Origin of the sequence: Bacillus sp. cl96 (genome assembly GCF_900100505.1) — a bacterium.
Lineage (GTDB): Bacteria > Bacillota > Bacilli > Bacillales > Bacillaceae_G > Bacillus_A > Bacillus_A cereus.
In genome coordinates, this window is the sequence record NZ_FNDM01000002.1 from 49624 (window position 1) to 71666 (window position 22043).

Consider the following 22043-nt stretch of genomic DNA (forward strand, 5'->3'; position numbering starts at 1 on the left):
TGTTTTTTGTAACTAGTACCATAAGTGAAAATGGTTATCAATTACAACACCCAAATCATACTATGAGGATATTTTAAGTGTCAATATATTTTTAAAATTTTGACGAAAAATAACGAACTATACGGATTTTTATATATTATAGTCGCTATTTATGAAGAATAAGCCTCTTTACTAAAAATATTGGCGAATGTGGAAAGTTTAAATGGGAAAGTGGCTGTGTACGATAGTGTAATGTGTATTGTTAATAGTCTGTGGAGATAAGGCGAAAGTACAAGCAAAAGGAGAGTGAATCGCATGTAATAATTACTAGAATGTATGGAGGAAATCTGTGTTTTATCCCCAACTAGGCAAAGTATTTCTTTGTTATTTAGATAGGTGTTTTTTAAGTCGGTGATTGCGCTAAAAAGATCGAATGTAAAGGAAGTGATCAACATGTCTTCATGGAGCAATAACGTAAATGGATATTGTGGGTGTAATAATCAAAATGGTGTACATGTTGATTCATGCTGTTTTAGTTGCGATGGGACAGTTCCTAAGGTTGGCCCAACCGGTCCGACGGGGGCAACAGGAGCAACAGGCCCAACGGGGGCGACAGGAGTAACAGGCGACACAGGTCCAACGGGAGCGACAGGAATAACAGGGGCAACGGGTCCAACAGGAGCGACAGGAATAACAGGGGCAACGGGACCAACAGGAGCGACAGGAATAACAGGAGCAACAGGAGCAACAGGAGCAACGGGAGCAACGGGTTCAACGGGGGCGACAGGGGTAACAGGCGACACAGGCCCAACAGGAGCAACAGGCCCAACAGGAATAACAGGGGCAACGGGTCCAACGGGGGCGACAGGAGTAACGGGAGCAACGGGTCCAACGGGAGCGACGGGTCCAACGGGAGCGACAGGCCCAACAGGAGCAACAGGCGATACAGGTCCAACAGGAGCAACAGGCACAAGTATAACGGCAACATACGCATTTGCAAATAATACGTCGGGTACAGCAATATCGGTACTACTAGGTGGAACAAATGTCCCACTTCCAAACAATCAGAATATCGGTCCAGGTATTACAGTGTCTGGGGGGAACACAGTATTTACGGCTGCAAATGCAGGGAATTATTATATTTCATATTCAATTAATATAACGGCTGCATTATTAGTTAGTTCACGAATTACAATTAATGGGGCACCGCTTGCTGGGACTATTAATTCTCCTGCATTAGCAACGACATCATTTAGTGCGACAATTATTACGACTCTTGCGGCGGGGAGTGCAATTAGTTTGCAATTATTTGGTTTGTTAGCTGTTGCGACATTATCAACAACTACCCCAGGAGCGGTATTAACAATTATAAGATTAAGTTAATGACAAACTCTCTTACCCTTTTAAGAGTAAGAGAGTTTCTACATATAATAAGAAGTTAATGAAGTAAAGCATAGTTATATAAAAGTCAGAATATTATGATTGTAACGCTATGGTGACTATAATATAATGAAAATAACCATCATGAATGAACATTCATTTATTTTTTATGTATTTGAAGGGGGAATGAAGGTGGAAAAACCATGGTTGAAAAGTTATCCAGAGGAAATTCCGAGTACGGTTTCTTATGATATTCAGCCGCTTCATAGATATGTAGAACAGATGGCTTCTCGCTACCCAGAAAAGAAAGCGCTTCACTTTTTAGGGAAGGATATTACGTTTTCGGACTTCCATGATAAGGTGAAGAGGTTTGCAAATTATCTTCAAAAGCTCGGTGTGGAAAAGGGTGATCGAGTTGCTATTATGTTGCCAAATTGTCCGCAAGCTGTAATTGGTTATTACGGCACATTACTTGCGGGAGGTATCGTAGTACAAACAAATCCACTGTATACAGAAAGAGAATTAGAATATCAGCTTCATGACTCGGGAGCAAAAGTAATTCTTTGTCTCGATTTAGTGTTTCCAAGAGTAACGAATGTTCAATCTGCTACAAAAATTGAGCATATTATCGTAACTCGTATTGCAGACTTTTTGCCATTCCCTAAAAATCTATTGTATCCATTTGTGCAGAAAAAACAGTCGAATTTAGTTGTGAAAGTATCAGAGAGTGAAACGATTCATCTTTGGAATTCAGTAGAAAAAGAAGTGAATACGAATGTTGAGGTGCCTTGTGATCCTGAAAATGATCTAGCCCTTTTACAGTACACAGGAGGAACAACCGGATTTCCGAAAGGAGTTATGTTAACGCATAAAAACCTCGTCTCTAACACGTTAATGGGAGTTCAATGGTTATATAATTGCAAAGAAGGAGAAGAAGTCGTTCTTGGGGTTCTTCCATTTTTCCATGTTTATGGTATGACAGCTGTTATGAATTTAAGTATTATGCAAGGATACAAAATGGTCCTTATTCCAAAGTTTGATATGAAAATGGTTTTTGAAGCGATTAAGAAGCATAAAGTGACATTGTTTCCAGGGGCACCAACTATTTATATCGCTCTTTTAAATAGTCCGCTTTTAAAAGAATACGATATTTCTTCTATTCGTGCTTGTATTAGTGGATCAGCACCACTGCCAGTAGAAGTACAGGAAAAGTTCGAAAAAGTTACAGGTGGTAAACTAGTAGAGGGATATGGTTTAACAGAATCCTCTCCGGTTACACATAGTAATTTTTTATGGGAAAAGCGAGTGCCAGGTAGCATCGGAGTTCCGTGGCCAGATACAGAAGCAATCATTATGTCACTTGAAACTGGTGAGGCATTACCGCCAGGAGAAATAGGGGAAATTGTAGTGAAAGGTCCTCAAATTATGAAAGGATACTGGAATAAGCCAGAGGAAACAGCGGCTGTATTGCAAGATGGCTGGCTCCATACAGGGGATGTTGGCTACATGGATGAAGATGGATTCTTCTATGTAAAAGATCGCAAGAAAGATATGATTGTCGCGAGTGGATTTAATGTGTATCCTCGTGAAGTTGAAGAAGTATTATATGAGCATGAAAAAGTGCAAGAAGTAGTGACAATTGGAGTTCCAGATCCGTACCGAGGAGAGACAGTTAAAGCATTTGTTGTGTTAAAAGAAGGTACGGAGTGCTCTGAGGAAGAATTAAATCAGTTTGCACGTAAATATTTAGCGGCTTATAAAGTGCCGAAAGTATATGAGTTTAGAGATGAATTGCCAAAAACGACAGTAGGGAAAATTTTACGCCGTGTTCTAATAGATGAAGAGAAGAGAAAGAATGAGGATGAGCAAACGGGCTAAGGCCCTTTCTTTTTGAAAAAATAGGATTGACACTTTTCTAAATAGTCAGTATTATAAGAATATGAATGACTATTCATTCAGTCATCTTCTTGAAGGGGACAGTAAAGTGAAGAAAAATAGACCGAAATACAATCAAATTATTGATGCGGCAGTCATTGTGATTGCGGAGAATGGGTACCACCAAGCGCAAGTTTCTAAAATCGCAAAGCAAGCTGGGGTAGCTGATGGCACGATTTATTTATATTTTAAAAATAAAGAAGATATATTAATATCCTTATTCCAAGAGAAGATGGGAGAATTTGTCGAAACAATTCGTCAAAAAACAGCAGGAATTGAAAGCGCTGTATCGAAGTTATTCATGTTGGTAGAAACGCACTTCTTGCTGTTGTCGCAAAATGATCCTCTTGCTATCGTTACGCAATTAGAGCTAAGGCAGTCCAATCAAGACTTGCGCCTTAAAATAAATGAAGTATTAAAAGGCTACTTACAAGTTATGGATGAGATTTTAGAGACTGGTATAAAACAAGGTGAATTTCAAGCAGATTTAAATGTTCGCGTGGCAAGACAAATGATCTTTGGAACAGTAGATGAAGTTGTGACCAATTGGGTAATGAGCGATCATAAGTATGATCTGGTCGCACTTTCAAAAACGGTACACGGGCTACTTATTGCAGCTTGTGGTTATCGTCAATAATGGGAGGGATCATGTTGAAATTCCTATCTGTAAGAGTTGAAGATCATATCGCGGTGGCGACGTTAAATCACGCACCAGCGAATGCGATGTCTTCACAAGTTATGCATGACGTTACTGAATTAATTGATCAAGTGGAAAAGGATGATAACATTCGTGTTGTTGTTATTCACGGTGAAGGACGTTTCTTCTCAGCAGGAGCAGATATTAAAGAATTTACATCTGTTACTGAAGCGAAGCAAGCAACAGAATTAGCACAGCTTGGACAAGTTACGTTTGAGCGTGTTGAAAAATGTTCAAAACCAGTTATTGCGGCAATTCATGGAGCGGCACTGGGCGGCGGCCTTGAGTTTGCTATGTCTTGCCACATGCGCTTTGCAACTGAAAGTGCAAAACTTGGTTTACCTGAATTAACACTTGGATTAATTCCTGGCTTTGCAGGTACACAGCGCTTACCACGTTATGTTGGGAAAGCGAAAGCTTGTGAAATGATGTTAACAAGTACACCAATTACTGGTGCAGAAGCATTAAAGTGGGGACTTGTTAACGGATTGTTCTCTGAAGAATCTCTTTTAGATGATACGCTTAAAGTTGCAAAACAAATTGCTGGAAAAAGTCCAGCAACAACTCGTGCTGTACTAGAGTTATTGCAAACGACAAAATCGTCTCATTACTATGAAGGTGTACAACGTGAATCACAAATTTTTGGTGAAGTATTTACGAGTGAAGATGGAAGAGAAGGTGTAGCCGCATTTTTAGAAAAGCGCAAACCTTCATTTAGTGGCAGGTAGTTCAATTATTTTTTTAATATAAATTAACAGAAAATTAAAATTGATAGAATCTTTCTGAAAAACAAGGGGGTAAATGGAATGAACATCTACGTACTCATGAAACGAACATTTGATACAGAAGAAAAAATCGTAATTAAAAACGGTGCAATTTACGATGGCGAAGCGGAATTCATCATCAACCCTTACGATGAATATGCAATTGAAGAAGCAATTCAAGTAAGAGACGCACAAGGTGGAGAAGTTACAGTTGTAACAGTCGGTGGCGAAGATAGTGAGAAAGAACTTCGTACTGCATTAGCAATGGGCTGTGATAAAGCGGTATTAATTAATATTGAAGATGATGTAGAAAATGGTGACCAGTTCACGACAGCAAAAGTGCTTGCTGAATATTTAAAAGATAAAGATGCAGATTTAATTTTAGGCGGAAACGTTGCAATTGATGGTGCATCTGGACAAGTAGGACCACGCGTAGCTGAAGCGTTAAATATTCCGTATGTAACGACAATTACAAAACTTGAAATTGACGGTACAAATGTGAAGATTGAGCGTGATGTTGAAGGTGATACAGAAGTGATTGCAACTTCATTACCAGTTTTAGTAACAGCACAGCAAGGTTTAAATGAACCGCGTTATCCATCGCTTCCAGGTATTATGAAAGCGAAGAAAAAGCCGCTAGAAGAATTAGAATTAGATGATTTAGATTTAGAAGAAGATGATGTGGAAGCAAAGACAAAAACAATTGAAATCTATTTGCCTCCTAAGAAAGATGCAGGAAAAGTGTTACAAGGCGAGCTGCAAGATCAAGTAAAAGAACTTGTATCGTTGCTCCATACAGAAGCGAAAGTAATCTAATAAAATACGAAATTATATATGCAGGAGGGAAAATCTATGGCTCGTAAAGTATTAGTAATGGGTGAAGTTCGTGATGGATCGCTACGTAACGTTTCTTTTGAAGCGGTAGCAGCAGCAAAAACAATTGCAGAAGGCGGTGAAGTAGTAGGTCTTCTAATTGGAGACAGTGTTGCCTCTTTTGCAAATGAATTGATTCATTACGGTGCAGATCGCGTTGTGACAGTTGAAAATGATAAATTAAAATCATATACATCTGATGGTTATGCACAAGCGTTTTTAGCTGTACATGCTGAAGAAAATCCAGAAGGTATCGTTTTTGGACATACGGCACTTGGTAAAGATTTATCACCAAAATTAGCAGCGAAGCTTGAAGCTGGTTTAGTTTCTGACGTAACTGCTTTAGAGGTTGAAGGTGGAAATGTTATCTTCACTCGTCCAATTTACTCTGGTAAAGCATTCGAGAAGAAGATTGTAACAGACGGCATCTTATTTGCGACAGTGCGTCCAAATAACATTGCAACTCTGGAAAAAGATGAGTCTCGCAGCGGTGACGTATCTTCTATCACAGTTGATGTGAAAGATTTACGTACAATCATTCAAGATGTTGTCCGTAAAACAGCAGAAGGTGTGGATCTTTCTGAAGCAAAAGTTATTATCGCTGGTGGACGTGGTGTGAAGAGTGAAGAAGGCTTTAAGCCATTAAAAGAGTTAGCGGACGTACTAGGTGGCGCTGTTGGGGCATCTCGTGGTGCTTGTGACGCTGAATACTGTGATTACTCATTACAAATTGGTCAAACTGGTAAAGTTGTTACGCCAGACTTATACATTGCATGTGGTATTTCTGGTGCGATTCAGCATTTAGCAGGTATGTCTAACTCAAAAATAATCGTTGCGATTAATAAAGATCCAGAAGCAAGTATCTTTAAAGTAGCTGACTATGGTATTGTCGGTGACTTATTCGAAGTTGTACCTCTTTTAACAGAAGAGTTTAAAAAGTTAAAAGTACATTCATGATTTAAGTACCCTTGAGTTCCAAGTGAAGTACCTCTATATATAGAAAAAGGTGAGAGATCCCCTGTCTCTCATCTTTTTAGTATTTAATCCGTATTTTTATATAGTATAAAGGAACATTTTTTTGTTACAATACATAACGATACATATTATTCGCCACGTATATAAGTTAATGATATACTCTTGGTAGAATATACTTGAAGGAGGAAATAAAATGGCAATTGTAAACGCAAATGACCAAAGCTTCGCAGCAGAAACTAGCGAAGGTGTTGTATTATTAGATTTCTGGGCACCTTGGTGTGGACCTTGTAAAATGATCGCTCCTGTATTAGAGGAAATTGATGCAGAACTAGGCGAAAAAGTAAAAGTAGTAAAAGTAGACGTTGATGAAAACCAAGAAACTGCTCGTCAATTCGAAGTAATGAGCATTCCAGCTCTTTTCGTATTAAAAGACGGTAAAGTAGTTGATCAAGCGTTAGGTTACAAACCGAAAGAAGCGTTAGTAGAATTAGTTTCTAAACACTTCTAAAATAAAAAAAGCTACCATTTGGTAGCTTTTTTTATTTTCTTTTTTACAGTCTTTCCGTTACAATAAAAGAACGTATGTTGGGTGTTTGGGCATAGTATGTTTTCAAGGGAAAATAAAAATGCTAAGTATGTAGAAATGGAGGGAGACGAGTGCACGAACATTTGAAAGAGAAGTTGGCTATTTTACCAGATCAACCTGGTTGTTATTTGATGAAAGATAAGCAAGGAACGGTTATATATGTCGGAAAGGCAAAAGTGCTTAAAAATCGTGTGCGCTCGTACTTTACTGGTTCACATGATGGGAAAACACTGCGGCTTGTAGGAGAAATTGTTGATTTTGAATATATTGTAACCTCTTCGAATTTAGAAGCACTTATTTTAGAGTTAAATCTAATTAAAAAATATGATCCGAAATATAATATTCAATTAAAAGATGATAAAACATATCCTTTTATTAAAATTACGGCGGAGAAGCAACCGCGCTTACTCATTACTCGAAACGTAAAAAAGGATAAAGGGAAATATTTTGGTCCTTATCCAAATGCACAATCTGCTCATGAAACGAAAAAACTGCTAGATCGTATGTATCCACTTCGGAAATGCACGAATATGCCAGATAAAGTTTGTTTGTATTATCATATGGGTCAATGTTTAGCGCCTTGTGTGAAAGAAGTGACGGAAGAACAAAATAAAGAAATTGTAGATGAAATTATTAAGTTTTTAAATGGTGGACATAAAGAAGTTCGTTCAGAACTAGAAATAAAAATGTATGAGGCCTCAGAGAAACTAGAGTTTGAACGTGCAAAAGAGTTGCGTGATCAAATTGCTCATATTGATGCGATTATGGAAAAACAAAAGATGATTATGAGTGACTTAGTAGATCGTGATGTGTTTGGATATGCAGTGGATAAAGGATGGATGTGTGTTCAAGTTTTCTTCGTTCGAAAAGGAAAGCTAATTGAACGTGATGTTTCTATGTTTCCAATTTACGATGAACCAGAAGAGGGTTTTTTAACGTTTATCGGCCAATTTTATGAAAACAGTAGTCATTTTAAGCCGAAGGAAATTGTCGTTCCAGGAAGTATAGACTCGGAATTAGTAGAGCGCTTTTTAGAAGTGGAAGCGACGCAGCCGAAACGTGGTAAGAAAAAAGACCTTGTAGAATTGGCAAATAAAAATGCGAAGATTGCTCTTGAAGAGAAGTTTTACTTAATTGAACGTGATGAAGAACGAACGATTAAAGCGGTAGATCATTTAGGGAAGCAGCTTGGGATTGAAACGCCGTATCGTATTGAAGCGTTTGATAACTCAAATATTCAAGGAACAAATCCCGTTTCTGCAATGATTGCTTTTATCGATGGGAAACCGGCGAAGAAAGAGTATCGAAAATATAAAATTAAAACGGTTCAAGGGCCAGATGATTATGAGTCTATGAGAGAAGTTGTGAGGCGCCGTTATACAAGGGCGCTTAAAGAAAATTCACCTTTACCTGATTTGATTATTATTGATGGAGGAAAAGGCCATCTAGCGGCTGCGAGTGATATTTTAGAGAATGAGCTCGGATTATATATTCCGATGGCAGGTCTTGTAAAAGATGATAAACATAAAACCTCCCATTTAATTATTGGGGATCCACCGGAACCTGTGATGCTTGAGAGAAATAGCCAAGAATTTTATTTATTACAGCGTATTCAAGATGAGGTGCATCGATTTGCGATTACATTCCATCGTCAATTACATGGGAAATCTGTCATTCAATCAGCATTGGATGATATTCCAGGAATCGGTGATAAACGGAAAAAGGTATTGTTAAAACATTTTGGTTCATTAAAGAAGATGAAAGAAGCTTCTATAGAGGAATTTGTCGAAGCGGGTATGCCGAAAAATGTCGCGGAGACGATTTATACGTATTTAACAGATAAGAAGACGTTGTAGTTTACAACGTCTTCTGTTTTTTGGTATAATTTCTGAAGATTTAAAATAAACTCATCTGAATGAAAATACAAAAAAGTCAACTAAACTGATATGTCTAGTTGACTGTAGGTAATGCTTACACTTCAATGAGATCTTTTATATCCCATTTTACAAGAAATGTAATAGAGTCAGAACGTTTTTTCTTTTCTTCGTATGACTCTGCAACGACGTTCCGTTGCTTTTGGATTTGTTCAGCGATGAATCCGGCTTCTAGTTGATAAGAAGAATGTCGTTTTTGTTTTTGACGTTCTGCGATGAGTGTGCCTTTAAGTTGGAACTGCATTTCACGACGCTTATGTTCAACAATGCTTAAAGTGCCCCAGCCGGCCTTTTCAAAGAACTGAATGACTTCTTCAATTGTTTCTAGCGGATATTTTCTTGCAAGGTTTCTACCAGACCAGTATAAAATACCATCTAAATCGTTGCCGATTAAATCAGGTAGTAATTCTTCACGTAGCAATTCATAAGCGAAGGCGTTCAATGAAACATCTTCTAAAGATGTTGTATCGATTGTATTTTTACTCACAATATTCCCCTCTTTCTATAGGGATTATTATATAACATTTCACATTTATAAAAACAGATTTTTCTTTAGGAAAATCTGAATATATAAGAAGAAAAAAAGAATTGGCAAATTATATGCAAATTATGTATACGTTTTCTTGACGCTTCGACAAAAATAGGAGTAAAATGAACTTGGTATCAAATTATGCTGAAATATTTCGAATAATTTTTTCAGTTTTTCTTATGCCAATAGTGAAAAAACATTATTGTCATAAACTAATCTGAAAACAGCAGTCAAACATTCAAGGGGGGTAATGGGGACATGAAAGGCCGCGAATATACGTTTCGTAAGTGGCACTCATTAATGGGGGTCATCCCGGTTGGTGTCTTTTTGACGCAACATTTAATTGTAAACAACTTTGCAACACGAGGAGCAGAGGCTTTTAACAAAGCTGCAGGCTTTATGGAGCTCCTTCCATTCCGGTATGCGCTAGAAATTTTCATCATCTTTTTACCGATACTGTACCATGCTATATATGGCTTATATATTGCATTTACAGCTAAGAACAATGCGGTTTCTTACGGTTATTTCCGTAACTGGATGTTCGTCTTCCAAAGAATTTCAGGTATCGTTACGCTGATCTTCATTTCTTGGCACGTCTGGGAAACTCGTATTCAAGCAATGTTAGGTAAAGAGGTAAACTATGATATGATGGCAGATATTTTAAACAATCCAGCTATGTTTGCATTCTACTTAGTTGGTGTTGTTTCAACAATTTTCCACTTTGCAAATGGACTATGGACATTCTGCATCAGCTGGGGAATTACAGTATCTCCACGTTCACAAAGAATCTCTACTTATGTAACATTAGCTATTTTCTTAGGTTTATCTTATGTAGGTGTGAGTGCATTATTAGCGTTCATCGATCCACAGCTAGCAAACCAGTAAGGAGTGGGAGAGCATGAAAGGGAAACTTATAGTAGTCGGCGGTGGCTTGGCTGGCTTAATGGCAACGATTAAAGCGGCAGAAGCAGGAGTAAATGTTGAACTGTTTTCTTTAGTACCAGTAAAACGTTCACATTCTGTATGTGCTCAGGGCGGAATTAACGGTGCCGTAAATACGAAAGGTGAAGGGGATTCTCCATGGATCCACTTTGACGATACAATTTATGGTGGAGACTTCTTAGCGAACCAACCACCAGTTAAAGCAATGTGTGAAGCAGCACCTGGTATCATTCATTTAATGGACCGTATGGGTGTTATGTTCAACCGTACGGAAGAAGGACTTCTTGATTTCCGTCGATTTGGTGGAACGCAACATCACCGTACAGCATTTGCTGGTGCAACAACTGGACAGCAATTACTTTACGCATTAGATGAGCAAGTACGTCGTCACGAAGTAGCAGGACTTGTAACGAAATATGAAGGTTGGGATTTCTTACGAGCTGTTGTTGATGATGAAGGTGTGTGCCGAGGAATCGTTGCACAAGACTTACAAACTATGGAGATTAGAAGTTTCGGAGCAGATGCCGTGATTATGGCAACAGGGGGCCCTGGTATCATTTTCGGAAAATCAACAAACTCCATTATCAATACAGGTACAGCAGCTTCTGCTGTATATCAACAAGGCGCATATTATGCAAACGGTGAGTTCATTCAAATTCACCCAACGGCAATTCCTGGAGACGATAAATTACGTCTTATGAGTGAATCTGCACGTGGTGAAGGTGGACGTGTTTGGACATATAAAGATGGTAAACCATGGTACTTCTTAGAAGAAAAATATCCGGCTTACGGAAACCTTGTACCTCGTGACATCGCAACGCGTGAAATCTTTGATGTTTGCGTAGAGCAAAAACTAGGTATTAACGGTGAAAACATGGTGTACTTAGATCTTTCTCATAAAGATCCAAAAGAACTAGATATTAAACTAGGTGGAATTATTGAAATCTATGAGAAATTTACAGGGGATGATCCTCGTAAACTACCGATGAAAATCTTCCCAGCTGTTCACTATTCAATGGGCGGACTATGGGTTGATTATAAACAGATGACAAACATTCCAGGTTTATTTGCAGCAGGTGAGTGTGATTATTCTATGCACGGTGGTAACCGTCTTGGTGCGAACTCACTATTATCAGCAATTTATGGTGGTATGGTAGCAGGACCAAACGCAATTGAGTATATGAAAGGTCTTTCTAAATCATCTGATGCTGTTTCATCTACTGTATATGAGCAAAATGAATTAATCGAAACAGAGAAATTTAACAATATTTTAACGATGGATGGTAACGAAAATGCGTATGTTCTTCATAAAGAGCTTGGAGAATGGATGACAGATAACGTTACAGTAGTTCGTGAAAATAAAAAATTATTAGAAACAGATGCGAAAATTGAAGAATTAATGGCTCGTTACAAACGTATTAACATTAACGATACAGCAAGATGGAGTAACCAAGGTGCTTCATTTACACGCCAACTTGCAAATATGTTTGAGTTAGCACGTGTTATTACAATTGGCGCATATAACCGTAATGAGAGCCGTGGGGCGCATTACAAACCTGAATTCCCAAATCGTGATGATGCAAACTTCTTAAAAACTACGATGGCAAAATTTGAGGGAGAAGGAAATGCACCAGCATTCCATTACGAGGACGTTGATATTTCGTTAATTAAACCGCGTAAACGTGATTATTCTTCAAAACACGATGTAGCTGCTAAGGGTGAAGAGAAGGGGGATAAACAACATGTCTGAGAAAACAATCCGCCTCATCATTACGAGACAAGACGGGCCAGATGCGCAAGCGTTTGACCAAGAGTTTGAAATTCCATATCGTCCGAATATGAATATTATCTCAGCACTTATGGAAATCCGTCGTAATCCTGTTGATTCAAAAGGGAACCAAACAACTCCGATTGCCTGGGATATGAACTGCTTAGAGGAAGTATGTGGTGCATGTTCGATGGTGATTAACGGAAAACCACGTCAATCATGTACGGCACTTATCGATCAATTAGAGCAACCAATTCGCTTAAAACCGATGAAGACATTCCCGGTTGTACGTGACTTACAAGTTGATCGTAGTCGCATGTTTAATGCTCTAAAACGCGTTAAAGCGTGGATTCCAATTGATGGTACGTATGACCTAGGTCCAGGACCAAGAATGCCTGAGAAAAAGCGTCAATGGGCTTATGAGCTTTCAAAATGTATGACATGTGGTGTTTGCTTAGAATCATGTCCAAACGTAAACAGTAAGTCTGACTTTATTGGACCAGCACCGTTATCACAAGCTCGCTTATTCAACTCACATCCAACGGGTGAAATGCATAAAGCAGATCGCTTACGTGCAATTATGGGAGATGGAGGACTAGCAAACTGTGGTAACTCTCAAAACTGTGTGCAATCATGTCCGAAGGGTATTCCTTTAACAACTTCAATTGCGGCATTAAACCGTGATACAACAATTCAATCGTTCAAAGATTTCTTTGGTAGCGATAATAACTATTAATAAATATTGCCTCTTCATATCGAAGAGGCAATATTTATAACTTTATTTTTCTGTTTATTCTGTTTATTTCAAGGTGAAAAGGAGAGATAACAATGAAGAGGATTTCTTATATTGAAGACTTTGAGCAATGGGAAAGTGGTTTTTCGTTTTACAACCCTGTAAAGGTTCGTTTTGGTGAAGTAGATATGTTTGGACATGTAAATAATGTCGTTGCTTTTACTTATTTTGAAGAAGCTCGTATTGCGTTGTTTAAAGAACTTGGATTTATGCAAGAGTGGACACATGCATCATCAGAAACGATGATCGTTGTTGCGGATTTACAATGTAATTTTATTAAGCAAATATATTTTGATGAACAGCTGAAGGTGTATGTAAAGGCAGGATCGGTCGGGAATTCTTCTTTAGATTTACATTATATGGTGAAGAATGCAGCAGGAGAGGTTTGTTTAGTAGGTCGCGGAATGATGGTTCAAGCTTCGAAAAAAACAGGAAGAGGCGAACCATGGCCTGAAGAATGGAAGAAGAAATTACTACAATAATAGAGTGAAAGAAAAATAAGAGAGCAATTTGCTCTCTTATTTTTTGTCTTCCATCGCTTCTTCTAATGTTAAGTGATGTTTATATAGGTATGTAGCGTATGGATTACCAACGTAGCGTAAGTGCCATGGTTCATAGGCATATTCTGTTGTATCTGTTTTATCTTCTAAGTAACGAATGACAAAGCCGAATTCATGAGCATGTTCCGCGACCCATTTTCCTTCTGCTGTCTCTCCGAAGATAGGCTCTAATTGAAATTTAGCTGATTTTGAACTAATATCCATTGCTAAACCCGTTTGGTGTTCACTTGTACCAGGAATTGCGCTTACCGAATTAGCTTCGGCTTTTCCTTGACGTCTAACGTATGTATCATGCAACGATTTTTGGCGTTTGTATGAACGATAACCAGATACAGCTGTAAGATCAAGCCCTTCTTTTTTCGCAGCTTTGAACATGTTTTCAAGTGCCTCGGCAGCATCTTTGCGCAGCAATGTTTTTTCTTTATCTTTTGGACTAATAAATGGTACATTTGGTCTCGTTAAGTCTTCAGGAATGTATCCATCTGGTAGTTTTCGATGTTTATTAATTAAGACAAGATTAGATTTTGGATTTGTTACAACTGAAAAGTCATTGTCTATTTTCTTTGCATTATGATCAGCTTTTGGAAAAGCAGGAATCTCTTCTTTTTTATGGTTATTATGCTTTTGACTTTCGACAGCTTTTGCTTCATTATGTAGTGGTGTTTTAGAACCAAAGTAAGCGAAAGATGTGATCCCGATTACAATAGTAGTGGCAGAAATAATTATTATCTTTTTCATGATGCCTTGTAATCACAGTCCCTTCTTCATAAAATGTGTATTGTTTTTTTATTATAAATCTAGTTTGTTGGAAAAGGAATATAAGAGTCATAACGTAATAGAAATGCAAAGAAAATGTCAGAAAATGTGTGAATTTGTAGTATTTTTTTATATAATTCATTTCTTATCTTTCATGATTTGCATTTTTTATGTAATATATATACATAAGAAGATGTAGCGATTATCGAGAATAAAGAACTTCTTGTATAGACTAGGAGTGAATGGGAATGGATTTTGCAACAATTATTGGACTTATTTTAGGATTTGTAGCAGTGGTAGTAGGGATGGTCGTCAAGGGCGCTGACGTAACAGCCTTATTAAATCCTGCCGCAGCATTAATTATTTTTATCGGTACATTTGCTGCAGTATGTATTGCATTTCCGATGAATCAACTAAAAAGGGTTCCAAAACTATTTAAAGTTCTTTTTGGTTCAAATAAAAAGGATTTAAGTTATGAACAGTTGCTAGAATTATTTGTTCATTGGACATCTGAAAGTAGAAAATACGGTATTTTGTCTTTAGAGCAACAATTAGACAAAATTCAAGATGAATTTCTTTTGCGCGGTATGAAATTTGTGATTGATGGCGTATCCGCAGAAGATTTAGAGCAGATTTTGGAATCTGAATTAGAAGCAATTGAAGAAAGACATGCAAAGGGAGCTGCTATTTTTTCACAAGCGGGTACGTATGCACCGACATTAGGAGTTTTAGGTGCTGTTATCGGTCTTGTAGCTGCGCTTGGTAACTTAACTGATATTGAAAAGTTAGGTCATGCTATTTCGGGTGCGTTTATTGCAACGATTTTTGGTATTTTTTCAGGTTATGTATTATGGCATCCATTTGCAAATAAGTTAAAGCAAAAATCTTCAGCTGAAATTGAGAAAAAACGTTTAATCATTGATTGTTTATTAATGTTACAAGAAGGTACATATCCGTTTATTATGAAGAACCGCATTTTAGGTGCACTTTCTGCAACTGAGCGTAAAAAGCTAGAAAAAGGAGCAGAAAAAAATGCGGAGTAAGAAAAATAGAAGAGGCAAAAAGAAAAAACATGATGAGCATATCGATGAAACGTGGTTAATCCCATATTCTGATATGTTAACGTTGTTATTTGCATTGTTTATCGTTTTATTCGCAATGAGTAGTATAGATGCTGCGAAGTTTAAACAGATGGCAGTTGCTTTTCGAAGTGAATTAGCTGGGGGAACAGGTAACAAAGAATTTTTAAGTGATCAAAAGCCAAATGATGAAAAAGAATTATCAGCAAGTAGCCTTGAGGCAGAACAAGCAAAAAAACAAGAAGAAGCTAGAGCTAAAGAAAAAAAAGAGATGGATGAATTGAAAGCATTACAAAAAAAGATTGATCAATATATTAATGAAAAACAATTATCTTCTTCTTTTCAAACTAAATTAACTGAAAAGGGATTAATGGTGACAATATTAGAAAATATACTGTTTGATTCGGGGAAAGCAGATGTGAAATTAGAATCTTTAGGGATTGCAAAAGAGATGTCTAGCTTACTTGTTTCAGCGTCACCTCGTGAAATTACAGTATCGGGTCATACGGATAATGTCCCTATTGCCAATGCGCAGTTTGCGTCGAATTGGGAATTAAGTACGCAGCGGGCAGTTAATTTTATGCAAGTATTACTGCAAAATAAAGAATTACAACCAGAAAAATTTAGTGCGATTGGATACGGAGAATACCGTTCAATTGCTCCAAACGATACACAAGAAGGAAAGGCAAAGAATAGACGTGTGGAAGTATTTATCTTGCCTTTAACAGAGAAAGTAAAATAAAAGAGGATGGCGAATGCCATCCTCTTTTATTTTACATCAAATGATTTTAAGTTGTCGCGACGGATTTTATCTTTTTCTGCATCTGATTTTTTGAAATCATAATCATATAAAGCGCCTTCCCAATCGCCATACATTGGATTCGGGAAAATAATGAATTTCTCACCAAATTGTGCTTTTGAATCTGCTACTGTTTGGTTACGATCTTTTACAGATTTTCCATCAAAACCTGTGAAATCAGATAAGTTATCACCGAAGAATAAGACAATATCATGGGTTTGAGAAACGAGTTCACGGCGTTTTTCTTTTCCTTTTTCTTTCGGATCTTGTAGTAATATATGTTCTTTCGTTGCTTGAGGAGCACCTACACGCTCAAGATTTTTAATTGTTGCATCTAGTTGATTCGTTTTACGATTTGAGATGTAGTAAATATCTACACCTTTAGACTCTGTATATTTTAAGAAATCAATTGCGCCTGGAAGGGCTTCAGCCTCAGCTTTGTTAATCCAATCATCCCATTTGTAAGGATAGCCTTTGCCTGTTTTTACGCTCATTGCCTGATGAGGACTGTTATCTAAAACAGTTTCGTCTAAATCAAGCACGATAGCAGGTTTTTTCTCTGTCCCTTTTGCAAGAATTGCATCAAGCTTTAATTGACCAATGTTGTACCCTTGGTAGTAAAGTGCTTTCGTTTCACCGGCTGTTTGATACCATAAATCAGCCATTAATTGTTGTTCTGTTAATTTTACTTTCTCTTCTTTCGCCACTGTTTTCTCTGGTGTTCCTGAACATGCTACAAGTGATGTAGATAGAACCGCTACAGATAATAAAGTGGTAATGCCCCTCTTCATCTTCATATGTATCCTCCTTGATGTTAGAAAATCATTTTATATTATATATTAAAATATAATATTTTTATATGAACATTTGCATATTGTCTTTTGTATATATAGTAGTATGTCCTATATTAGAAAGATGAGCAAAATAATAATAGCTGTTTTGACAAGTTTTATTGTCGTAATGACAATTATAATTGACAAAAAGAACTTTGTTATTTACAATTTTAACTAAATAGAACAAATGATGGATTCATGACGATGTTTACATATAAGAGGATGAAGCGTGGTGCTATATTTTGTCTTGAATAAACATAGTCTTTGAAAGAGAGTACGAATGATACTAAAGGGGAGGCTTTATACTTGAGTTTACAAATTCAAAACTTAACGAAACAATTTGGGGAATCAAAAGCAGTTAACGGTTTGCAAATTTCGTTACCAAAAGGTGAAGTACTAGGGTTACTTGGACGAAATGGTGCAGGGAAAACAACAACAATCAAAATGCTTCTCGGATTATTAACGCCTAATGAAGGTTCGATTACATGGGATGGAAAAGCATTTGGAAATAGTGGTGTAACAATTGGGTATTTACCAGAAGAAAGAGGTTTATATACAAAAAGTAGAGTAATAGATCAGCTGCGATATTTTGGTAGATTAGAAGGAATGTCGAAGAAAGAAGTGGATCACGCTATTGATCACTGGTTAGAGCGTTTAGCGATACCAGAATATAAATTTAAAACGGCTGGAGAGCTTTCAAAAGGGAATCAGCAAAAAATCCAATTAATTGCTGCTCTTCTTCATAATCCGGAACTTCTCATTTTAGATGAACCATTCAGCGGCCTTGATCCAGTTAATGCTGGGATGTTAGCTAGTATTATTGAAGAACAAGTACAGAGCGGAAAGACGATTATTTTATCAAGTCATCGTATGGAACAAGTAGAGGCTTTTTGCCAACATGTATGTATTTTGAAAAAAGGTGAAGCAGTCGTAAAAGGACAGCTAAGTGATATTAAGAAAGAATACGGTTTCCGTAATTTAACGATTGAAGATACAGTAGAGAATGAAAAGGGATTAGAAGCTATACATGTATCGTATGAAAAACAACAAGGCCTTCTTTATGTGAAAGTACAAGACGATGCGGAAGCTCTCAAGATTTTGCAACAGTTGCAAGAGCAAGGTGTTAGCTTACGACAATTCAAAATGTTAGAGCCGACGTTAAACGAAATCTTTGTAGAGAGGGCGAAATAACGATGCGTAAATTTTCTCACGTATTTTCATTTTATTTTAGGGAAGCGTTTTTATCTAAGAAATCATTAATTACGAGTGCGATTTTATTTTTAGTTGTGTTTGGGATTTTTGCATTTAATCATTTTACTTCAGGCGATGATAAAAATAAGGATAAAGATAAAATTGCAGTTGTAGTAGAGAGTTCCACATATAAAGTACAAAAAGATGAGCTAAATAAGCTATTGCCATCAGCAAAAATAACAATTGGTTCAAAGGATGATTTTGATAAACTGCATAAGCAAGTAGAAGAAGGCGATTTAGATGGTCTATTCCATGTGACGGAAAAGGGTGGGGCTCCATCGATTACATATATGTATAATGGATTTCCAAGCCAAGCAACTTCTGCAATTATGGCAGGATATTTAAAGCAACAATATACGATGGTGACGATTGCCAAAAATAATGTTTCACCAGAAATTGCACAGCAATTACAAACAGAAATTCAAGTAAAGCAAGAAGCGATAAAAGATCGTACATCTTCTTTCGGAATTGCCTATTTCTTTACATTTGCTTTATATATGTTTATTGTAGCGTTCGGAAATACAATCGCAATGAATATTGCATCTGAAAAGGCGTCACGTGTAATGGAAGTAATGCTTCCGAAAGTGAAGCCTCTTACGATGATGTATGCGAAAATTTTAGCGGTTGTTTCAACGGCGTTATTGCAACTTGTCGTATTGGCGTGTGGTTATCTTATTCCATATTTGTTAGGTTGGGTCGATTTAGAAAGTGCCTCACTATTTGGTATTCCAATTGACTTTACGAAATTAGATGCAAAAGTTATCAGCATGTTTCTTGTTTATTTCATTACGGGATATTTACTTTATGCGATGATGTATGCTGCTGCTGGAGCTGTCGTATCTAAGACGGAGGATTTACAAGCTGTATCTTTCCCGGTAATGATTTTAATTATGGCTGCATTCTTTATTAGTATTAAATCATTAAGTGATCCGAATAGTACTATCGTTGTTGTAAGTTCTTACGTTCCATTTTTTACACCGATGGTTACCTTCTCACGTATTGTAGCTGGTGAAGCAGGTATGCTAGAAATTACGATAACATTAGCAGTCTTATTGGCGACAATTGCAGTATTAAATGCTGTTACAAGCCGCATTTACGTAAACGGCGTAATGAATTACTCAGATAAAGTGAAATTTAAAGATTTAGCGAAATTTATAAAGCGTCAATAATGAGAGAAAAGCATGATTTCCTATTGAAATCATGCTTTTTCTTTATGTATAAATTAAAAATAGTATATAATAATAAGAGTCGTCTTTTAATAGAATGAATAAAAAGGAGGGTGTGCAGATGGGGATTAGTAGTCGTTTTACAGTAGGTGTTCATATGCTGACATTACTTGCGATAGATCGAAACTCTCGCTGTACCTCTGAATGGATTGCCGGTAGTGTGAATACAAATCCAGTTGTGATTCGTCGCATTACAGGAATGTTGAAGAGAGCAGGACTTGTTGATGTACAAGCTGGTAAAGGTGGTACGACACTTGCTCGAGATTTAGAAGAAATTACATTACTTGATGTATATAAAGCAGTGGAAGTTGTAGAAGAAGGACAACTATTTTCCTTCCATGAAAATCCCAACATTGAATGTCCAGTAGGAGCTAATATTCAATCAGTATTAGAAATTATTTTAATGCAAGCGCAAGAAGCGATGGAAAACGTACTTGCAAATGTAACGGTAGATCAATTAGTTACAAATTTAAAGTCTAAAATGAAAGAATAAAAAAAGCGAGCTTCCTCATAATGAGGGCTCGCATTTTTTTATTCAGAAATATTGAAAATTCTATTTTTCAGTATTTAAAATGAATTTACCTACGATAGCTGCGAAGATACCACCAAGAATTGGTGCTACGATGAATACCCATAGTTGAGAAAGTGCTTCTCCACCAACAAATAAAGCTGGTGCGATACTACGAGCTGGGTTAACAGATGTTCCAGTTAACGGAATTCCTAATAAGTGAATTAAAACTAATGTGAAACCAATTACTAGTCCAGCTAAAGAAGAACTTCCTTTTTTACCTGTTACAGCAACGATAACTAAAATAAATACGAAAGTTAAAATGAACTCAACTAAAAATGCTCCAGATAAACCAAGAGTTCCGAAACCATTTTGTCCTAAATTATCTAAAGGTGTTTTAGCAGATTTTAAAATTGTTACTAACGTTGCAGTTCCTAATAAACCACCTAAAATTTGAGCTAATACATAATAACAAAGTTCCATAGCGTTCATTCGTTTGTTGATGAACATAGCTACTGATACTGCTGGGTTAATGTGACATCCAGAAATTGTTCCGATGCTATATGCCATAGCTACAATAGATAAGCCGAAAGCCATAGCGATTCCTAATGTTCCAATTCCTTCAATTCCGCCGCCAGTGACAGCTACTCCAGTTCCGAATAATACAAGTACAAATGTACCAATAAATTCAGCGATTGCTTTTTTTAACATAATTTACCTCCTATTAATGCGCATGAAACGTATTATAACATAAGTTTTAGTATAAACAGCCAATGAAATACTATTCTGATAAGGCGAAATAGGGGGACAATAAAAAAGAGTATGGTTCATCTCTATAGAACCATACCCTTTTTTTATGCCGATTTTTTCTGTTTAACGACTGGAACAGAACGGTTTAAAATACTATTTGCAACCATTCCTAACATGATAATAATCATTCCGATGAGAGAAAGTCCTCCAGGGAGAGAACCATTTAAGAAAATGATTTCTCCAAGTACGGTAAAGACCATCGTTCCAGCTTGTGTTGCTTCAACAGCTCCAAGTAGAGCGAGGTTATCTTTTGCTAAGTCAGTAGCAAAGAAAAATGTCATCGTTGCAATAACGCCGGAACATAATGCTAACAAAAATCCTTGAAGCATTTGGTTGGATGTTGGAATGCCAGTAGTAGAAAATCCGTATATACCAAGCAAGATTGTTATAGGAAGACTTCCAATTGCCATTCCTAATACACGTTGGAACGTATCAAGGCGTCCACCAACAAGCTCCATCATTTTTCGGTTACCGAACGGATATAAGAAAGCGGCTAATACGACAGGTAAAAAACCTGAAATGAACTGAGTCATTGTAATATGGCCTGCGGCAGTTGCTTGCATACAAATTACACCAAGTAAAATAAATAATGCAACATATAAGCTACGAAGTGGAATTTTTCCGCGTACAAGTTTCGTACCTGATTTTGTTTCTATTTTCACGAAAAATAGTGGTGATAGTAGTAAACCAGCTAAAATCGTAACTTGCCAAGTTCCAGCAACGAGCCAAGCTGGAGAAAAGACAGCTGAGAAACTTAATAAAGAATAAAAACCAATACCGGCAACAGAACCCCATCCGATCCATGCCAATGGATGTTTTTTTAACTCTTCCCATAATCCCCTAAAGTTTTTGCGAAATAAAACGATAAGGAATAAAATAGGAAGAGCAAATAAAAAACGGAAGGAAGCTGTCCAAGCCCAGCTCGTTCCAGATACATTCATTGCTCTATTAATAATAAAGGTTGCAGAAAAAAAGGCCGATGATAAAAGACCTAATAAAATTGCGCGCATGAAGTATAGCACTCCTTTCGAAAATAAATAATTATGTATAGTATGATATACTTTTA

Annotated in this window: 22 protein-coding genes; 17 read left to right on the forward strand and 5 right to left on the reverse strand. The window is 37.0% G+C overall.

Annotated elements, in window-relative coordinates:
- Positions 1-432: 432 nt before the first annotated feature.
- From BLT20_RS04595 to uvrC, 8 genes are all read left to right on the forward strand, one after another.
- Positions 433-1362 carry a BclA C-terminal domain-containing protein gene (locus tag BLT20_RS04595; protein WP_002026382.1) on the forward strand — a complete coding sequence of 310 codons (930 nt, stop codon included), beginning with the start codon at positions 433-435 and terminating at the stop codon, positions 1360-1362.
- A gap of 189 nt (positions 1363-1551) precedes the next feature.
- Positions 1552-3237, forward strand: a complete 1686-nt coding sequence (locus BLT20_RS04600) for a long-chain-fatty-acid--CoA ligase (protein ID WP_000414746.1) — start codon at positions 1552-1554, stop codon at positions 3235-3237.
- A gap of 61 nt (positions 3238-3298) precedes the next feature.
- Positions 3299-3931, forward strand: coding sequence for a TetR/AcrR family transcriptional regulator (locus BLT20_RS04605; RefSeq protein ID WP_002001012.1), 633 nt, complete (start codon positions 3299-3301; stop codon positions 3929-3931).
- An 11-nt stretch (positions 3932-3942) separates the two neighbouring features.
- On the forward strand, positions 3943-4719 hold the full coding sequence (locus BLT20_RS04610) for an enoyl-CoA hydratase (RefSeq protein ID WP_000911292.1): 777 nt from the start codon (positions 3943-3945) through the stop codon (positions 4717-4719).
- A 78-nt stretch (positions 4720-4797) separates the two neighbouring features.
- A complete protein-coding gene (gene etfB / locus BLT20_RS04615) occupies positions 4798-5571 on the forward strand; it encodes an electron transfer flavoprotein subunit beta (RefSeq protein ID WP_001029028.1) in 774 nt (257 codons plus the stop codon).
- Positions 5572-5607: 36 nt separating this feature from the next.
- Positions 5608-6585, forward strand: a complete 978-nt coding sequence (gene etfA, locus BLT20_RS04620; RefSeq protein ID WP_000101945.1) for an electron transfer flavoprotein subunit alpha — start codon at positions 5608-5610, stop codon at positions 6583-6585.
- Positions 6586-6796: 211 nt separating this feature from the next.
- Positions 6797-7111, forward strand: a complete 315-nt coding sequence (trxA, locus tag BLT20_RS04625) for a thioredoxin (RefSeq protein WP_001018943.1) — start codon at positions 6797-6799, stop codon at positions 7109-7111.
- A gap of 149 nt (positions 7112-7260) precedes the next feature.
- Positions 7261-9045 carry an excinuclease ABC subunit C gene (gene uvrC, locus BLT20_RS04630; protein WP_000544296.1) on the forward strand — a complete coding sequence of 595 codons (1785 nt, stop codon included), beginning with the start codon at positions 7261-7263 and terminating at the stop codon, positions 9043-9045.
- Between the two features lie 115 nt (positions 9046-9160).
- On the opposite strand, the gene BLT20_RS04635 is transcribed toward uvrC, so the two are convergent.
- Positions 9161-9610: a YslB family protein gene (locus tag BLT20_RS04635; protein WP_000042226.1), complete on the reverse strand. Its 450-nt coding sequence runs from the start codon at positions 9608-9610 to the stop codon at positions 9161-9163.
- Between the two features lie 300 nt (positions 9611-9910).
- Here BLT20_RS04635 and sdhC point away from each other — a divergent pair, with 300 nt between their 5' ends.
- The 4 genes from sdhC to BLT20_RS04655 all read left to right on the forward strand — a co-directional run bounded on the left by sdhC (position 9911) and on the right by BLT20_RS04655 (position 13637).
- Entirely contained in the window at positions 9911-10537 is a 627-nt protein-coding gene (sdhC, locus tag BLT20_RS04640; protein WP_000678354.1) for a succinate dehydrogenase cytochrome B558, read from the forward strand.
- Positions 10538-10550: 13 nt separating this feature from the next.
- Positions 10551-12344, forward strand: coding sequence for a succinate dehydrogenase flavoprotein subunit (gene sdhA, locus BLT20_RS04645; RefSeq protein ID WP_000676750.1), 1794 nt, complete (start codon positions 10551-10553; stop codon positions 12342-12344).
- Entirely contained in the window at positions 12337-13098 is a 762-nt protein-coding gene (gene sdhB, locus BLT20_RS04650) for a succinate dehydrogenase iron-sulfur subunit (RefSeq protein ID WP_001291827.1), read from the forward strand. The genes sdhA and sdhB overlap by 8 nt, the downstream gene beginning before the upstream one ends.
- A gap of 92 nt (positions 13099-13190) precedes the next feature.
- On the forward strand, positions 13191-13637 hold the full coding sequence (locus BLT20_RS04655) for an acyl-CoA thioesterase (RefSeq protein WP_000822734.1): 447 nt from the start codon (positions 13191-13193) through the stop codon (positions 13635-13637).
- 36 nt (positions 13638-13673) lie between these two features.
- On the opposite strand, the gene BLT20_RS04660 is transcribed toward BLT20_RS04655, so the two are convergent.
- Positions 13674-14453, reverse strand: coding sequence for a M15 family metallopeptidase (locus BLT20_RS04660; protein ID WP_000720201.1), 780 nt, complete (start codon positions 14451-14453; stop codon positions 13674-13676).
- 266 nt (positions 14454-14719) lie between these two features.
- Between BLT20_RS04660 and motA the strand changes: the two genes are divergently transcribed.
- Positions 14720-15514, forward strand: a complete 795-nt coding sequence (gene motA, locus BLT20_RS04670; RefSeq protein ID WP_000344859.1) for a flagellar motor stator protein MotA — start codon at positions 14720-14722, stop codon at positions 15512-15514.
- Positions 15504-16292 (forward strand): flagellar motor protein MotB, encoded by a 789-nt coding sequence (gene motB / locus BLT20_RS04675; protein ID WP_001256734.1) that lies wholly within the window; start codon positions 15504-15506, stop codon positions 16290-16292. Before motA ends, motB begins: the two co-directional genes overlap by 11 nt.
- A 26-nt stretch (positions 16293-16318) precedes the next feature.
- Here motB and BLT20_RS04680 read toward each other — a convergent pair whose 3' ends face one another.
- Positions 16319-17146, reverse strand: coding sequence for a 5'-nucleotidase, lipoprotein e(P4) family (locus tag BLT20_RS04680; protein ID WP_000782767.1), 828 nt, complete (start codon positions 17144-17146; stop codon positions 16319-16321).
- A gap of 342 nt (positions 17147-17488) precedes the next feature.
- On the opposite strand from BLT20_RS04680, the gene BLT20_RS04685 reads away from it, so the two are divergent.
- The 3 genes from BLT20_RS04685 to BLT20_RS04695 all read left to right on the forward strand — a co-directional run bounded on the left by BLT20_RS04685 (position 17489) and on the right by BLT20_RS04695 (position 20152).
- Positions 17489-18373, forward strand: coding sequence for an ABC transporter ATP-binding protein (locus BLT20_RS04685; RefSeq protein ID WP_000058117.1), 885 nt, complete (start codon positions 17489-17491; stop codon positions 18371-18373).
- 2 nt (positions 18374-18375) lie between these two features.
- Entirely contained in the window at positions 18376-19602 is a 1227-nt protein-coding gene (locus tag BLT20_RS04690; protein ID WP_001224982.1) for an ABC transporter permease, read from the forward strand.
- Between the two features lie 118 nt (positions 19603-19720).
- On the forward strand, positions 19721-20152 hold the full coding sequence (locus BLT20_RS04695; protein WP_000512998.1) for an Rrf2 family transcriptional regulator: 432 nt from the start codon (positions 19721-19723) through the stop codon (positions 20150-20152).
- A 60-nt stretch (positions 20153-20212) separates the two neighbouring features.
- On the opposite strand, the gene BLT20_RS04700 is transcribed toward BLT20_RS04695, so the two are convergent.
- Both BLT20_RS04700 and BLT20_RS04705 read right to left on the reverse strand, forming a co-directional pair.
- On the reverse strand, positions 20213-20878 hold the full coding sequence (locus tag BLT20_RS04700; RefSeq protein ID WP_000913213.1) for an aquaporin: 666 nt from the start codon (positions 20876-20878) through the stop codon (positions 20213-20215).
- 143 nt (positions 20879-21021) lie between these two features.
- A complete protein-coding gene (locus tag BLT20_RS04705) occupies positions 21022-21987 on the reverse strand; it encodes a DMT family transporter (protein ID WP_001201636.1) in 966 nt (321 codons plus the stop codon).
- Between the last annotated feature and the right edge of the window lie 56 nt (positions 21988-22043).

What these genes read in the sequence shown, in the direction of transcription:
- trxA (WP_001018943.1), top strand. Translation starts at nt 6,797, where the DNA reads ATGGCAATTGTAAACGCAAATGACCAAAGCTTCGCAGCAGAAACTAGC.
- BLT20_RS04705 (WP_001201636.1), bottom strand. Translation starts at nt 21,987, where the DNA reads ATGCGCGCAATTTTATTAGGTCTTTTATCATCGGCCTTTTTTTCTGCA.
- motA (WP_000344859.1), top strand. Translation starts at nt 14,720, where the DNA reads ATGGATTTTGCAACAATTATTGGACTTATTTTAGGATTTGTAGCAGTG.
- BLT20_RS04595 (WP_002026382.1), top strand. Translation starts at nt 433, where the DNA reads ATGTCTTCATGGAGCAATAACGTAAATGGATATTGTGGGTGTAATAAT.
- BLT20_RS04690 (WP_001224982.1), top strand. Translation starts at nt 18,376, where the DNA reads ATGCGTAAATTTTCTCACGTATTTTCATTTTATTTTAGGGAAGCGTTT.
- sdhC (WP_000678354.1), top strand. Translation starts at nt 9,911, where the DNA reads ATGAAAGGCCGCGAATATACGTTTCGTAAGTGGCACTCATTAATGGGG.
- BLT20_RS04605 (WP_002001012.1), top strand. Translation starts at nt 3,299, where the DNA reads ATGAATGACTATTCATTCAGTCATCTTCTTGAAGGGGACAGTAAAGTG.
- sdhB (WP_001291827.1), top strand. Translation starts at nt 12,337, where the DNA reads ATGTCTGAGAAAACAATCCGCCTCATCATTACGAGACAAGACGGGCCA.
- BLT20_RS04655 (WP_000822734.1), top strand. Translation starts at nt 13,191, where the DNA reads ATGAAGAGGATTTCTTATATTGAAGACTTTGAGCAATGGGAAAGTGGT.
- BLT20_RS04700 (WP_000913213.1), bottom strand. Translation starts at nt 20,878, where the DNA reads ATGTTAAAAAAAGCAATCGCTGAATTTATTGGTACATTTGTACTTGTA.
- BLT20_RS04610 (WP_000911292.1), top strand. Translation starts at nt 3,943, where the DNA reads ATGTTGAAATTCCTATCTGTAAGAGTTGAAGATCATATCGCGGTGGCG.
- BLT20_RS04680 (WP_000782767.1), bottom strand. Translation starts at nt 17,146, where the DNA reads ATGAAGATGAAGAGGGGCATTACCACTTTATTATCTGTAGCGGTTCTA.
- sdhA (WP_000676750.1), top strand. Translation starts at nt 10,551, where the DNA reads ATGAAAGGGAAACTTATAGTAGTCGGCGGTGGCTTGGCTGGCTTAATG.
- BLT20_RS04660 (WP_000720201.1), bottom strand. Translation starts at nt 14,453, where the DNA reads ATGAAAAAGATAATAATTATTTCTGCCACTACTATTGTAATCGGGATC.
- etfA (WP_000101945.1), top strand. Translation starts at nt 5,608, where the DNA reads ATGGCTCGTAAAGTATTAGTAATGGGTGAAGTTCGTGATGGATCGCTA.
- motB (WP_001256734.1), top strand. Translation starts at nt 15,504, where the DNA reads ATGCGGAGTAAGAAAAATAGAAGAGGCAAAAAGAAAAAACATGATGAG.
- etfB (WP_001029028.1), top strand. Translation starts at nt 4,798, where the DNA reads ATGAACATCTACGTACTCATGAAACGAACATTTGATACAGAAGAAAAA.
- BLT20_RS04695 (WP_000512998.1), top strand. Translation starts at nt 19,721, where the DNA reads ATGGGGATTAGTAGTCGTTTTACAGTAGGTGTTCATATGCTGACATTA.